Source organism: Microbulbifer mangrovi (assembly GCF_002009015.1).
Classification (GTDB): domain Bacteria; phylum Pseudomonadota; class Gammaproteobacteria; order Pseudomonadales; family Cellvibrionaceae; genus Microbulbifer; species Microbulbifer mangrovi.
This window is the reverse complement of sequence record NZ_LZDE01000345.1, coordinates 61,102-75,161: the sequence shown is the minus strand read 5'-3', so window position 1 is coordinate 75,161 and position 14,060 is coordinate 61,102. Positions and strand designations below refer to the sequence as shown.

Annotated in this window: 14 protein-coding genes; 8 read left to right on the top strand and 6 right to left on the bottom strand. The window is 56.2% G+C overall.

The window, feature by feature from the left end:
- The first annotated feature begins 77 nt into the window (after positions 1 to 77).
- Positions 78 to 680: a Fe-S biogenesis protein NfuA gene (gene nfuA, locus B4U49_RS17565; RefSeq protein WP_078085912.1), complete on the top strand. Its 603-nt coding sequence runs from the start codon at positions 78 to 80 to the stop codon at positions 678 to 680.
- A gap of 90 nt (positions 681 to 770) precedes the next feature.
- On the opposite strand, the gene B4U49_RS17560 is transcribed toward nfuA, so the two are convergent.
- Complete coding sequence (locus tag B4U49_RS17560) at positions 771 to 2,291, bottom strand: family 16 glycosylhydrolase (RefSeq protein WP_078085911.1); 1,521 nt, start codon at positions 2,289 to 2,291, stop codon at positions 771 to 773.
- 306 nt (positions 2,292 to 2,597) lie between these two features.
- Positions 2,598 to 5,150, bottom strand: a complete 2,553-nt coding sequence (gene hrpB / locus B4U49_RS17555; RefSeq protein ID WP_078085910.1) for an ATP-dependent helicase HrpB — start codon at positions 5,148 to 5,150, stop codon at positions 2,598 to 2,600.
- A 121-nt stretch (positions 5,151 to 5,271) separates the two neighbouring features.
- Between hrpB and B4U49_RS17550 the strand changes: the two genes are divergently transcribed.
- From B4U49_RS17550 to tmpT, 4 genes are all read left to right on the top strand, one after another.
- A complete protein-coding gene (locus tag B4U49_RS17550) occupies positions 5,272 to 5,730 on the top strand; it encodes a MarR family winged helix-turn-helix transcriptional regulator (protein ID WP_078085909.1) in 459 nt (152 codons plus the stop codon).
- Between the two features lies 1 nt (position 5,731).
- The gene (locus tag B4U49_RS17545; protein ID WP_078085908.1) at positions 5,732 to 6,514 is read left to right on the top strand and encodes a siderophore-interacting protein; all 783 of its coding nucleotides are present in this window, start codon (positions 5,732 to 5,734) and stop codon (positions 6,512 to 6,514) included.
- Between the two features lie 62 nt (positions 6,515 to 6,576).
- Complete coding sequence (locus B4U49_RS17540; protein ID WP_078085907.1) at positions 6,577 to 7,536, top strand: hypothetical protein; 960 nt, start codon at positions 6,577 to 6,579, stop codon at positions 7,534 to 7,536.
- A 12-nt stretch (positions 7,537 to 7,548) separates the two neighbouring features.
- Positions 7,549 to 8,187, top strand: coding sequence for a thiopurine S-methyltransferase (tmpT, locus tag B4U49_RS17535; RefSeq protein WP_078085906.1), 639 nt, complete (start codon positions 7,549 to 7,551; stop codon positions 8,185 to 8,187).
- A gap of 59 nt (positions 8,188 to 8,246) precedes the next feature.
- On the opposite strand, the gene trxC is transcribed toward tmpT, so the two are convergent.
- On the bottom strand, positions 8,247 to 8,690 hold the full coding sequence (gene trxC, locus B4U49_RS17530; RefSeq protein WP_078085905.1) for a thioredoxin TrxC: 444 nt from the start codon (positions 8,688 to 8,690) through the stop codon (positions 8,247 to 8,249).
- A 133-nt stretch (positions 8,691 to 8,823) separates the two neighbouring features.
- Here trxC and pelA point away from each other — a divergent pair, with 133 nt between their 5' ends.
- The gene (gene pelA / locus B4U49_RS17525) at positions 8,824 to 9,990 is read left to right on the top strand and encodes a pectate lyase (protein ID WP_078085904.1); all 1,167 of its coding nucleotides are present in this window, start codon (positions 8,824 to 8,826) and stop codon (positions 9,988 to 9,990) included.
- 66 nt (positions 9,991 to 10,056) lie between these two features.
- A complete protein-coding gene (locus B4U49_RS17520; RefSeq protein ID WP_078085903.1) occupies positions 10,057 to 11,694 on the top strand; it encodes a sodium:solute symporter family protein in 1,638 nt (545 codons plus the stop codon).
- Positions 11,695 to 11,726: 32 nt separating this feature from the next.
- Here B4U49_RS17520 and B4U49_RS17515 read toward each other — a convergent pair whose 3' ends face one another.
- Positions 11,727 to 12,113 (bottom strand): DUF6632 domain-containing protein, encoded by a 387-nt coding sequence (locus B4U49_RS17515; RefSeq protein ID WP_078085936.1) that lies wholly within the window; start codon positions 12,111 to 12,113, stop codon positions 11,727 to 11,729.
- A 123-nt stretch (positions 12,114 to 12,236) separates the two neighbouring features.
- Between B4U49_RS17515 and B4U49_RS17510 the strand changes: the two genes are divergently transcribed.
- Entirely contained in the window at positions 12,237 to 12,752 is a 516-nt protein-coding gene (locus tag B4U49_RS17510; protein WP_078085902.1) for a nuclear transport factor 2 family protein, read from the top strand.
- A 115-nt stretch (positions 12,753 to 12,867) separates the two neighbouring features.
- Here the strand turns inward: B4U49_RS17510 and B4U49_RS17505 are convergent, their stop codons facing one another.
- Together B4U49_RS17505 and B4U49_RS17500 are read right to left on the bottom strand one after the other, a co-directional pair.
- Positions 12,868 to 13,470: a hypothetical protein gene (locus tag B4U49_RS17505; protein ID WP_078085901.1), complete on the bottom strand. Its 603-nt coding sequence runs from the start codon at positions 13,468 to 13,470 to the stop codon at positions 12,868 to 12,870.
- A gap of 28 nt (positions 13,471 to 13,498) precedes the next feature.
- Positions 13,499 to 14,050 carry a hypothetical protein gene (locus B4U49_RS17500; RefSeq protein WP_078085900.1) on the bottom strand — a complete coding sequence of 184 codons (552 nt, stop codon included), beginning with the start codon at positions 14,048 to 14,050 and terminating at the stop codon, positions 13,499 to 13,501.
- Between the last annotated feature and the right edge of the window lie 10 nt (positions 14,051 to 14,060).

Sequence of the window (14,060 nt, the reverse complement as noted above, 5' to 3'; positions counted from 1 at the left end):
TTGGGCGTAAAATACCCGACCCGTGCGCTCGGTTATTTGAAGCCCGGTTGCGCCAAACCGGTTAATTGAGAAGGTTTATGTCAGAACAACCGTCAGAATTGAACGTCACCATCACCGATTCCGCTCAGGAGTACCTGCGAGACCTGCTGGCCAAGCAGGACTGCGAAGGCATTGCCATCCGTATGTTCGTGTCCAATCCCGGCACCCCGAACGCGGAGACCTGCATCGCCTACAGTCGCCCCGGTGAAGAGAAAGAGGGTGATCTGGAAATGCAGCTGAATGGCTTCAAAGCCTACTTTGAAGGCCGCAGCGTGCCCTATCTGGATGAAGCGCGGGTGGACTACGCATCGGACAAGATGGGTGGCCAGCTGACCATCCGTGCCCCCAACTCCCGTATGCCCAAGGTTACCGACGACAGTCCAATTGAGGATCGTATCAACTACGTTCTCTACAGCGACGTTAACCCCGGCCTGGCATCCCACGGTGGTCAGGTGACCCTGGAGAGTGTTACCGACGACATGTACGCCGTGCTGAAATTCGGCGGTGGTTGCCAGGGTTGCGGTATGGTGGATATGACCCTGAAAGAGGGCGTCGAGAAAACCCTGCTGGAAAAAATTCCGGAACTGGCCGGGGTGAAAGACATCACCGACCATACGGACAAGTCCCAGGCTTATTATTGAGTTCCGTCCGTTCGGGCTTAATGAATAAAAAAACCGCGGCATGGCCGCGGTTTTTTTTGCTCTGAATTTGTCAGGTCCGCCGTTATCCAGTTACTGATAGACCCGCACGTAGTCCACATACATGCGTTGCGGAAATACACTGCTGCCATCCGGGCTGCCCGGCCAGCTTCCACCCACAGCGACGTTCAGCAAAATGAAGAAGGGGTGGTCGTACGCCCAGGGGCCATATTGCTCGACCTGTGCGCGGGAAACGCTGTAGAAGTTGTTCCCGTCCACGTACCAGCTGATACCGTTGTTGTTCCATTCGACGGCATAGACGTGATAGCCCGCATCCACATTCTGGCCGACGTTATAAGTACCCATGATGGGAGTGTTGCCTGAATAGCCCGGCCCGTGCAGCGCGCCGTGGGTCAGGGTCGGTTCATATCCTACGTGTTCCATAATGTCGATTTCACCGGAATTGGGCCACGGGGTCCCGGTCAGAATGTTCCCTCCGAGCATCCAGAATGCGGGCCAGATTCCCTGGGTCTGTGGCAGCTTGATCCGAGCCTCTATACGTCCGTACTGAAACTCTTTTTTCCCGGCGGTGATCATGCGGGTTGATGTGTACTGGCAGGCTCCATACCAGCAGTTGTGTCCGCCTTCCTGACGCGCCTCGATCACGAGGACATTGCTGCCCGCTTGCGCATCGTACTGGATAGAAGCGTTTTGGCCGGCGGTGTAGTACTGCAGCTCACTGTTGCCCCAGCCTCCACCGCCGGTCTCGAAGGTCCAGTTGGCGCTATTGATGGAGTTGAATTCGTCTCCCCAGACCAGTCCATTGTTGGCCGCGGGGCTCACCACGATAGAGGTAATGTTGTCATTGAATCCTTCGTTATTCAGGCAACCATCATCAGCGGTAACCGTAACGGAAGCACCGGAGAAGTTGTCGTTCTCGTAAAGCGTCGCTTGGTAACCGGATGAAACCCGGATGGACGACGCATCGTCGTTCACGAAGCCCAAGGCCTGGAGGCTTGCCAGGTTGTAGCTGCCCACGCCGAGCCCCGTTGACCAACCGTCAAAATTACAGTGCTGATAAATGGTGGCGACCCCGCTGGTCGGGTTGTCCGCGACCACCTCGACCCAGTTGAGATTCCAGTCGCCAGTCACCGCGTAAACACCGAGGTTGTAGGTGCCGGCATCGATGTGTACGCGATGGGAAATGGTTTGCCAGTTTTGCCAGCCGCCGGTGTTCGGCACATTGAGGTTGCCGAGTACGATGGCACCGCCATTCAGATCATTGGACAGGGTGCCACCGGTGGCACTGGCGACGCGAAAGCGGATGGTGTATTCACCGCTGGTTGGAATATTCAGGTTGTTGTACGCGAGCCATTCACCGGCGGCGACCCAGCCGACATTGTGGCCGCCACCGGTATCCGTAGTGACTTCGATATCGACGTCATCGGCGCGATACGCGCCACCGGTATTGCCCGGCGTGGTGTCGTAAAAGGCGCTGTAGTCTTCCGCCTGGAATGTGGCCGCATTGACTCCGGCAACCAAAAAGGTTGCACAAAGTCCCGCCAACGCTGAACGAAGTCTTGCGCGACGGTCTGAGTAATTCGGTATGTTCATTTTCGCCTTCTCATTTTTATTGTGAGGTGGGTGAACCCGTATTCTTCATTGCTAAACGAATGCGGGACCCGGAAATATCGGGGGAAAATGGCGGGGTGGCGTCCCAGAACGGCGCGGATTTCAAAGTGGCACGGGAAAAAATGGAAAATTGGCGCCTGCTTTTCCTGTTGGATGACATCGCTGTCTTGGAGCGAATCCACGGGCGTAAAAATGCGTGTTGACTGTTGGGGAAACGGGACGTGGCACGATGGTGACAGGTTGATCGCCGCGCGAACGACCTGGCTCCTTCGTACCAGTTATTGCGGGTTAGCGATTATCCATGCGCTTTTTGGTTTTACTGGTGGCCTGGGCGGTTAACGGTTCATCGGGCCAGAAATGTTTCTGATATTTGATCCGCAGTTCCTTTTTTACTTCCTGATACGTGTTTTTCCAGAAGCTGGAAAGATCGCGGGTGACCTGCACCGGCCTCTGTGCCGGAGACAGCAGGTGAATCATCAGTGGATAGCGGCCGTTCAGGATCGCGGGCGTTTCCCCAAGGCCAAACATTTCCTGTAACCGCACGGCAAGCACCGGTGGTGTCTCCCCGTACTGGATGGCGATACGGGAGCCACTGGGTACCTGAATATGAGTGGGTACAATTTGCTCCAGACGCTGCTGGGTTGGCCAGTCGAGCTGTGCGAGGAGAATATTCTTCAGGTCCAGTTGCCTCAGTTGATCCATTTTGTTCAAGCCGTTCAGATGCGGCAGCAGCCAGTGTTCGAGGGAATCGAGGAGCTGCTCTTCACTCCAGTCCGGGAGTTCCGTGTTTTCCAGCAGGTCGGTAAAGGCAGCGCGCTGCGCGTGCAGGAAGCGGACCCTTTCCAGCAGGTTCTCTGTTTCTTTATTCCAGGGCAGTGTGCGGAGTCCCCGTTGGCGAATGGCATCGAGCAGGGCGCGGCTTATCAGTTCCGGGGAAATATCATTTGCCGGCTTTTCTTCCAGCACTAGCTTGCCGAGAAAGGTTTGCACACTCGCGATGGCGCGGCCACTACTGTCGTCCCAGCGCACGGATTCCCGGGTTGTCATCAGGTCATCGAAATATTCATACAGGGCTTGTTTGCTGATGCGCGCCCCCAGTTGAACGCGCGCATCGCGCCCCTGGCCATCGAGATCGGCGATGACGAGAAAATCCTGCAGGGCCAGTTCGTCGTCGTGAGAGAAGTGTGCACCGCGACCGTTGGATAGCAGGAAGCGTCGCTCGCGATCGCGGCGGTTGATGGCGATGCGGTCCGGGTAGGCGAAGCCGAGCAGAATACCGGTTGCCTCCAGTTGGTCGGGTGTATCGATTGGGTGATCGGACCGGGGGCTGCCGGGTAACTGCGCTTGCCAGATTTTTGCCTGCTGACGTATACGTTGCACCGCCCCGCGATCGGCGCTGCTATTTTTGGCCGAACCGTTCAGCACCTCCATACGTTTATGGATGTCCCGGTCCCAGCGCTGCTCGCCGCGAAAGATATCCCGCTCGGAGAGCAGGGCGGCCAGCAGGCAGGCGTGGTTCTGGAGTTGCAGATCGACACTGCGCAGCATCATATGGGCGAGGCGCGGGTGGGTGCCGAGTGCCAACATGGCTTTGCCGTGCTCGGTGATGCGCAGCGCCCCATCCATTGCGCCCAGCTCTTGCAGCAATACCCGCGCCTGAGCGGTGGGGCCCGGCGGTGGCAGGTCGAGCCAGCGCAGTTCGCTGACATCACTCACGCCCCACTGGGCCAGTTCCAGCATGACCGGGGCCAGATCACTGAGAAGTATTTCCGGACTGTTTTTTGCCGGTAACTGCCGCTGGCGGGATTCGCTCCACAGGCGCAGGCACACCCCCTTACTAAGGCGTCCGGCACGGCCTGTGCGCTGTGTGGCGGATGCCTGTGAGATAGACGTGGTCACCAGCCGGTTCATTCCGGTATTGGGGTCAAAGCGGGATTCCCGCATCAGGCCCGAGTCCACCACCATGCGAATTCCTTCGATGGTCAGACTGGTTTCTGCCACATTGGTGGCGAGCACGATCTTGCGCTGTCCGCTCGGTGCTGGCGCAATGGCAGCATCCTGTTGGTTTTTACTCAGGTCGCCGTAAAGGGGCGCAATTAGCACATCCGGACGATCGTGCAATGCCTCGCGCAGATTGCTCTCCACCTGGCGGATTTCACCCACGCCGGGGAGGAACGCCAGCAGGCTGCCGTCTTCCCGTTCCATCAGCTCGCAGATTTTACGGCTCATCAGCCCCGGTATTTCCCGGGGTTTGTCAGGAACCTGCTGGTGGGGAAGGTGTTCGATGGCTACCGGGTAGGCGCGGCCCTCGCTGGTAATTATCGGCGCATCACCAAGCAGGCCGGCTACCGCGTCAGCGTCCAGTGTGGCGGACATGACCAGTAGTTTCAGGTCCTCGCGGAAGAACTCCTGGGATTGCAGGCAGAGTGCCAGGGAAAGATCGCCCTGCAGGCTGCGCTCGTGGAATTCGTCAAAAATCACGAGTGCGGTACCGCTCAGCTCCGGGTCCGACTGCAGCAGTCGGGTCAGGATGCCCTCGGTGAGCACCACAATGCGGGTCTGTTTACCGATCCTGCGCTCACCGCGAATCTGGTAACCCACGGTGGCGCCAACTGGTTCGCCCAATAGTTCCGCCATACGTGCGGCGGAAGAGCGCGCAGCGAGCCGGCGGGGCTCGAGCATGATGATCTTTTTATCGGCCAGCCACTGGCTGTTAAGCAGCGCCAGGGGAACCGCGGTGGTCTTGCCCGCGCCTGGGGGGGCCTGGAGAACGGCGTTACTGCTGTGATCGAGCGCCGCCGTCAGTTCCGGCAGCACCTCATGAATCGGGAGTCTTTTCATGGCGGCGATTATACCTGTGGTAACTGCCGCTGCCTGCGTCCGTGGATGTCCAGTTGGTTGACTATGTCACCTACTTCCCATATGGTTGATGCTGTCAACCAAGTGCGGATATGTTCAATTTATGCCGAATAGCAGCCAAAGCGATAGCAATCTCAGTGACACGCTGCACCGGCTGGTGCACGTGTATAAGTCCCGACTGCGCGCCGAAGTGGCGCAGCGGGAGCTCGGTTTGCCGATCACCCATATGCGCGCCCTCAAAGGTATCTGCAGAAATCCGCATTCCACTGCCCAGTCCATCGCCCAGCGCATGGACCGGGACAAGGCCCAGATCACCCGGGTGCTCAAAGAACTGTTGAGTGACGGCTTGATTGAGAAGCGTCCGAACCCGGACGATGGCCGCAGCCAGCTGCTTTTTCCCACCGAAAAAGGCAGTGCGGTGATGAGCCATCTGCTGCAGGCGGAGCGCGAAACCGCAGCCGCCATGACCAGAAGTCTGAGTGCTCAGGAACTGACACTGTTTGCTGAGCTGAGCGCACGCATGGTGGAAAACCTGAGCCGTGAATCTGACGGAGGTAACTGAAATGCCGAACGCCGTATCGAAAGCAAAATCCAGAGAGCTTGAAGTCATTGCCAGCCGCTACGTTACCCTGCACATGTTGCGGGTTACCCTCGGCGGGGCGGGGCTGGAGGGCTTTCCGGACGGGCAGGAGAGCGCCTATGTGAAGCTGCTGTTTGATCAGGGGGAAAACCAGCGGCCCCTGATGCGTACCTATACCATCCGCCATCAGCGCGATAATGAAATTGATATTGATTTTGTGGTGCACCGCCATCCTGGCCCCGCGGGTAGTTGGGCACTGCAGGCCGAGCCCGGCGAGCGTATTCGTATCGGTGGCCCCGGCGCCCGCAAGCTGATCAATCCGCACGGGGACTGGTTTCTGTTCCTCGGCGATATGACGTCACTGCCTGCAATCAGCGTCAACCTGGGATTGCTGCCCGAGGACGCCAGGGGCCATGCGGTCATCGAGATCCCGTCCGAGTCTGATCGCCAGGAGTTACACTGCCCGCCGAATGTTCAGCTTCACTGGGTTGTGAATAGCGATCAAAATGCACCGGGCGAGATGCTGCTGAATACGCTCCGTGATCTGCCATGGCTTGAAGGCGATCCCGCGATCTGGTGTGCTTCCGAGTTCTCAACCATGCGGCATCTGCGGAATCATTTTCGTAGCGAACGCCCGGTAGCACCTAACCTGCGGTACATTTCCAGCTACTGGAAAGCGGGCCTCAGTGAGGACCAGCACAAGGTGGTAAAGAGAGAGGATGAAGTCATATCCTCAGCGTTTGCAGGCGAGACCGCCGTTAGCTGAACGGTTTGTAAAAGGAAGTTACCGCGCTAATTTTTTGAGTCAGTTTCTGGAAAAGGAAGTCGATGGAAGTTTTAAAATGGATTGGGCAAGGTTTTGCTATCGTTGTAGCAGCAGTCTTCTGCCTGTTTGTATACGTGTTTATTCGTATGGCATTTGTGGCGCAGTTTACCGAGTTGGGGCTGCTGCGAGACAGGGTTCTGCGAGTTTTATTGCCGGGTGTGGAGATAAAAGAAGTTTCCCATCAGCTGTCGCCGCTAGAGTGGGAGCATGAATCTGGCCCGGGTGCTGTTCCGAAGGCGACCAGCTTGCTGCTTACCCCGGACGGGCAGCTGCAATCGGAAGAGACCCGATTTGATGGTGACCCTCGCCGCTACGTGGATGAACTGAGTGGTGCGGATAGTCTGGCGCCGTGGATTTTGTTTGAAAGCAGGATCTATCAGCGCAACGGCGATACTTTAGGGCAGGAAATCGCTGACCTGAGCGAGGCGCCATTTACCGGCTTTGGTTACGTCGCCGGCTTGAACGACGAATGGTTTCTGGTCGCCGGCGATGTCCGCGGCGATAAAAACAGGAACAGCAGATTGTGGCAGGTTTCGAAGAAAAATTTTGACGTAGTCCTGCTAGAGAAGAATCCCTATTTCACTTTCTCCAGGCCTCCCAAGACCTTTACTCCTGAGGGCTTCGATGGCGTGCTGGTGGCAGTGTACCGCGGCGTCGTCAGCTATGGTTTCGGTGGCGACTGCAGCAGGCCGCGATATTCAATACTTCGTGCCTATACCAGTACGTATCCGTTGGGTATTGACCTGGCTCGTTTCTCGTTCAGGGCCGGCACGATTGTGGACGTGGCGTGGCAAGATGGTGCGCTCGTGGTAACCGGGGACCCGAGCAGGCCGGCTGCGGCTGGGCGCGATCGAATTCCACCCCGGGTATGGCGGGTGGGGTTGCCCGATGGCGTTGTTGGTATGCCGCAGCGTAGTGGTGCGACAGAGCCGGAAGAAGTAAGTGAATCATTGGCAGGATAACGGGTAAGCGTTGTGGAAAAATCATTCTGGCTTGAGAAGTGGCAAAAGAACGAAATTGGCTTTCACAATCGTGAGGCCCACCCGCTACTGGTCGAACATTTCGCTCGGCTGGATTTGGAGCGGGGCGATCGGTTGTTTCTACCCCTGTGCGGAAAAACACTGGATATCGGGTGGCTACTAGAGCGCGGTTATTCCGTCGCCGGTGCGGAGCTGAGTGAAATGGCCGTGATCCAGCTGTTCGAACAGTTGGAGATGGAACCTCAGGTTGACATTATTGGAGACCTGAAGCGCTATCGAGCGCCGGACATCGACATCTTTGTGGGCGATATATTCCATCTCACCGACGAAGTCCTGGGACCTGTGGCCGCGGTCTATGATCGTGCCGCACTGGTGGCGTTACCCCTGGAAATGCGCTCTCGATATGCCCAGCACCTGGTGCAGGTGACGGGCAGCGCCCCCCAGTTGCTGATTACCTTCGAATACGATCAGGAAGAAATGCCCGGTCCACCATTTTGCGTAAGCGACGGCGAAGTCGCACAGCACTACGCTAAGGCTTATACCTTGAACTTGCTGCAGACCGTCGCTGTAGAGGGTGGCCTGAAAGGGAAATGTCCCGCAGAGGAAAAGGTTTGGCTGCTGGAGTCCAAATAACCTGCGAGTCAATCCTGAAGCGCTGGTAGCCGGTTGGGGTGAGTTTAAATCTCTGCGCGCTACGGCAGATGCTGATTCACCCACTGTACAAATTGGGCCTTGGGCAGGGCACCCGATATCCGGGTGAGCTCACGGCCGTGATGAAAAATCATCAGGGTAGGGATGGAGCGAATCTGAAAGGCCCCGGCAGTCTGTTGGTTGGCCTCGGTATCCAGCTTTACGAATATCGCCCGAGTCGCCATTTCCGAGGCCGTCTGGCTGAAAACCGGCGCGAACTGTTGGCATGGGCCGCACCAGGTTGCCCAGAAATCGACCACTACCGGTAAATCACTTTTCTCGATAATTCGCTGGAAGTTGCGGTCGGACCCGTTCAGTGGCTGACCGCTAATCAGCGGTTCGCGGCATTTTCCACACTTCGGGCGGTCCCCGAGCCGGTTGCTAGGGACCCGGTTGACGGCGGCGCAGGACGGACACAGCACCTGCATCGGCTCGCTATTGCTCATGATTGGTCTCCTGAAACGACGCTCTAATTAAGCCGCCGGTAATTTTAGCCCTTGTTGGGGTGTGGTTTTGGGTCTGGTTGATCCGGTATTCTAGATATATCGGCTTAAAAGTAGCACCTGGAGTATAAAAATAATGTTCAGGAACAGTATGCGCAGCTTTTCAGCGTTCCTTCCCGCGGCATTTTGCGGAATGCTATCAGTTGCGGGTATGGCGGAGTCTCACGCGGAGACGGCTTATCAACCGATTCCCATCGACGGCTTTCAGGATGCCATCAAACACTGGAATGATCGCACTGGCGAAAGCAGTGTTCATTACTATGCATTGCATCAGGTCGACAAGATCGCTGACAACCTGCTGCTGTATCAGCGCGAGAGTGGTGGCTGGCCCACCAACAAGCACCCGCTACGCATTGTAACGGCCGAGGAAAGGGCGCAGGCGATAGAAAACAAGCGTCTTACTGATGCGAGTTTCGATAATCGCAATATTTATCCGCAGATCAAATACCTCTCACACGCCTACCTGCAAACCGGCGCAACCAAATACCGCGACGGCGCATTGAAGGGACTCCGCTATACGCTGGATCGACAGTATGCCAATGGCGGCTGGGCCCATTCTCCAGATCGCACCGAGCGGGCCTATTACCGCCATATCACAATTGCCGATGAGGTGATGCCCGGTGTGTTGGGCTTCCTGAGGGAGGTCGCAGCCGCTGCGCCTCCATTCGAATATATCGATGCTGACCTGCGTGAACAGGCAGCGCGCGCGGTAATCAAAGGCGATGAACTGCTATTGGCAATGCAGATTCGTATCGACGGAAAGCCCACGGGCTGGGCCGGGCAATATCACGAAAATGCCCTGAAGCCGGTCAAGGGCAGGGCGTATGAATTGCCGGGAATCCTGGCCTGGGAAACAGTACCGGTACTTCAGTATCTGATGTCTATCGACAACCCATCTCCGGACACCGTTGCCGCTATACAGGGCGGTATTGCCTGGCTGCGATCGGTAAAGCTGAGCGGGTTCCGGGTCGAGCGGGTAGACAAGGCGGGGCAGCGTTTTGATTTTCACGCGGCGGATTACGATCTAGTGGTGGTCGACGATGCGCAGGCAAAGCCGATCTGGGCGAGATTCTACGATCTGAAAACCAGCGAACCGTTTCTGGCAAACAGGAACGGTAAAAGGGTCTATCAGCTTTCGGACGTGGATATCGAACGACGCACCGGTTACAGCTGGTATGGCTACTGGCCGGAGCGATTGTTGCAGGAGGATTACCCCGCGTGGAAGCAGCGCGTCGAGCTGTAGCCGCGATTCCACAGAAAATACCTTGCTAGTCGAACTTGAGGGGGCTAGCCGAATTCAGGGAGTCGAATGAATCAGAGTTCCACATGGATTGACTGGCTGATCATTGCCGCATACTGCGTAGGGCTGCTGGTCATGGCCTACTGGCTGGCGCGCCGACAGGAGAGTCGGGAAGACTACTATGTAGCGGGACGCAACGTCGGCCCCTGGCCGGTGGGGCTCTCGATCATGGCTACCCAGTGCTCCACCAACAGTATCCTCGGCGCGCCGGCGTTTGTCGCTTTCGCTGCGGGTGGTGGGCTCTTGTGGTTGCAGTACGAACTGGCGGTGCCTCTCGCCATGGTCGTGCTGATTCTGTTCGTGATGCCGCTATTCCGGCACCTGAACCTTGTGTCTGTCTATGCTTATCTCGAACAGCGCTTTGACCTGGAAACGCGACTGACACTCAGTGGACTGTTTCTGTTTGTACGCGCGTTTGCCACCGCCGTTACCGTCTACAGCATTGCGCTGGTGATAGACCTGATCACCGGGCTGGGGTTTACCGCATCGGTACTTCTACTGGGTGTATTCACCGTTGTGTACGATGTGATGGGGGGGATACGCGGGGTTATCTATTCCGATGTCATCCAGCTACTGATTCTCGCCGCCATGCTGGTGTTGGTGCTCGTGTTTCTGGTGGACGCCAGTGGCGGTTTCGGCCAGATGTGGCAGTCGTTTGCCCAGGAGCGCAAAACCACGCTGGACTTTACGCACCATGGGTTTGGTGATGGTGAGACCTTTGCCTTCTGGCCCATGCTATTCGGCGGGCTCTTCCTGTATGTATCCTATTACGGCTGCGATCAGAGCCAGGTGCAGCGTCAATTGAGTACCCGTGACATCGACGCCACTAACAATGCGCTGCTAATCAACGGGCTTCTGAGGTTTCCGCTGGTATTACTGTATTGCATGGTCGGGGTTGGTATCGGTGTCTATGCCGCGCAACACCCGGAATTCATCGCTGCACTACCGGATTCCGGCAATGGACCGGAATACAATCTCTCGGTGCCGCTGTACATGATCAATGTCTTGCCGGTGGGGCTGGTGGGTTTGAGTCTGGTGGCCTTGTTCGCCGCCGCCATGTCTTCCCTGGATTCCGTACTGAATTCACTGAGTGCCACCACTATGGAAGACTTCGTGAGACGCTTTCATCGTGGCAGCTGGAGCGCACACAAGGAACTCATCCTGTCACGGCTGCTGACAACCCTGTGGGGTGTTATCACCCTGGTGATGGCGTTCTTCGTGGATGACATCGCTCCCACGGTGCTGGAGGCGATCAACAAGATTGGTTCCCTTGCCAACGGCCCCATTCTCGCCGTATTTACCCTCGGTTTTCTCGCCCACCGGGTACGTGGCCCACATGCGATTGCGGGGTTGCTGACCGGGATTGCGAGCAATGGCCTGTTCTGGTTGTTTCTGCCGGAGATTTCCTGGCTGTGGTGGAATGTCATTGGCTTCGCAGTGACGGTGGCTGTGGCTTGGATACTGGCCCAAGTGTCAGGTATAGGCACAGCCACATCGGTTACTCCGGCTTCAAATACTGACCTGTATGAACACGCAATTCGCCATCATTTGCGCGTGGAAGCCCGCAAAAATTGGTACAAGCGCAGTGTTTGGCTCCTATTTTGGTTTTTAGGTCTTCTCGCGCTACTGCTGTATATGGGTAACTAGTTGCCCATATACAGCTTTTAGCCGTACCCGGGTCACTTGTGTCTGGTTGCCCTGGGCATCAGGTACCAAAGCACTGCTGCCACCAGGAATAGGGCGGGCACATCGCCGAGCAGGTTTGCTCGCTCTGTTTCATCGACAATCGCCTGTACCAGCATAATTGCGCCATGAACAATGCTGGACCACACGGTGAACCAGATAAGGCTGGCATTGGCCAGAGGATCTTTGGCTGCTCTGATCAAAAATACGCCAAGGGTCGCATAAACTCCCATAATCATCTGTTCGTACTCAGGCTGGCGCGGTGTCCAGCCCCATCCAGACGGCCACACCCACATCATCATCGCGTAGATCCCGAAAATGAAGATCAGGCCAAAGACGATTAGGGCAACTTTCAAATACTTGAGTTTCTGCTCTTCTTGCACGGTCGGCTCCTCTAAAGACACCTTTAGGTGTGCCATCGGTATAGCATTGGTGGCCCATATGAGTATTAAATATGGCGACGAATGTGCGTTGAATGCTACTGATACTTAGGGGAGGGGTTGTTTATGGCCAGTGGAGCGGCATTGTGGCTGAAGGGATGGATATTGTTTTTCGCCGTTGTGGTACAAGCCGGGACGGTATGGGCCAATACAGATCCGACTGCGGACGAGATCGAAAAGGCGGTCGGCGCGCAACTGGATGCGTTTCATCGGGCCGCCGCTGAGGCGGATTTTGATGCCTACTTCAATATATTGAGTAATGATGGGGTCTTTATTGGCACAGATGCGACTGAACGCTGGTCCGCAGCCGAATTCAAGGAATTTGTCAGGCCTTATTTCAGCCAGGGCAAGGGCTGGACCTATGTGCCCAGGGACAGAACCATCGTACTGCACAACGACGTTGCCTGGTTTGACGAGCTAATCGATAGTGAAGCCTATGGCGAGTGCCGCGGCAGTGGTGTTCTGGTGAAAGAAGATGGGCAGTGGAAAATAGCCCAGTACAATTTACATTTTCCGGTACCGAACGATCTCGCCAAGTCGATCACCAAAATGATCAAGGCGCATCAATCAAAGGGCGAGTAAAAGTCTCCTGTGGCAGGACAATAGTAGTGTGCGCCGTTTGATGGCGTTGGCAATTCATGGCTCGGGCAGGTTGTCGGTAAGTTCGGAATAGTCAGACCGATTTACCGCAGTAGTCCTATGGTGAATCCTGATCCGGGGCTTCTGCGCTTACATATTGGGCGATAGCCTCATCGATCGACAAAAACGCACGCCGTTCATCACAGGAGATGGTTCTCCCGCTCTGTCCTTGTCCCCGGTGAGTTTCGATCACGCCGCTCCCGTAGACGGTCACGCTGATGGATTCAAAGTCGATAGCGTCGTAGCAGTATTCTGAGGTTCCATCTGCAGGCGTACGATTTTGCTCCAGCGTATCCTTGACGATTAGCTTCAACCGGACCTCGCAGAGAGATGCCGGTCCCGCTTGATCAGGCAACTCCAGAGTAAAGGCATCGACGTAGCGCCAGCGAGCTTCGCTATCACAATGAAAATGGATGTCCTCTTGCTCTATAACAAAGTCTTGGTACTCAAACTCATCATGCACCTCAAGGGCTTTTGATACCGAGGCTTCAATCAATCCCGGAATATCTACCGCAAAACTAGTTCCTGTTGATCCAGCGTTTGTGACCGCTTGCCGCGCTGATTCTGTCTTGGCTTGCGATGTATCGAGGGCGCCTGCATATGTAAAGCCTGAAACGGCCGCCATGATCGCTGCGCTTATTAGTGTGGGGATATTGGGCATACCGTTGCCGCCTTTATGGCTGGATCATTTAGAGTTCGCGCTCTAATGCGTATTGATACACGCGTATTGCCTCTTCAATTTCGAAGTAAGGCTTCAGCGTCGCGCAGTCACCCTGCCTGCTACCACTACTTCCGCCGTGGTTTATGCCGACAATCAAGTCGCCAGTCTCAAGCTGTTCTGCACTGACAAAGTTGTAACTGAAGTGCACCTCACACTGTCCGTCATTTAACGCAGTGACATCGCTTTTGATCGTGGAGCGCAGGGGGAATTGTATCTCTGCGATACACGGACTACTGATCACTCTCGGCGCCGGACACTGCGTTTCACTGATCCTCGGAATGCGCACTTCCCGTCCGGGCCGGCAGTGAATGGATACCATGGATGTGGTGGCGACGAGTTCATTATCCTCAATGTCATCGCGTTCTCTGTAAATCGCGTCGGCTGCCCTCGCGATAAGGTCCGCGGCGTCCACTACAAACAGGCTGTTGTTGCCGGCGCCAAAGGCAGCCATCGGCGAAGCCGGCCCACTAGCCAGGGCGAATATAAGTGCGCTCAAAGCGCGTCGGGTGGATACATACATGTTCAGGTTT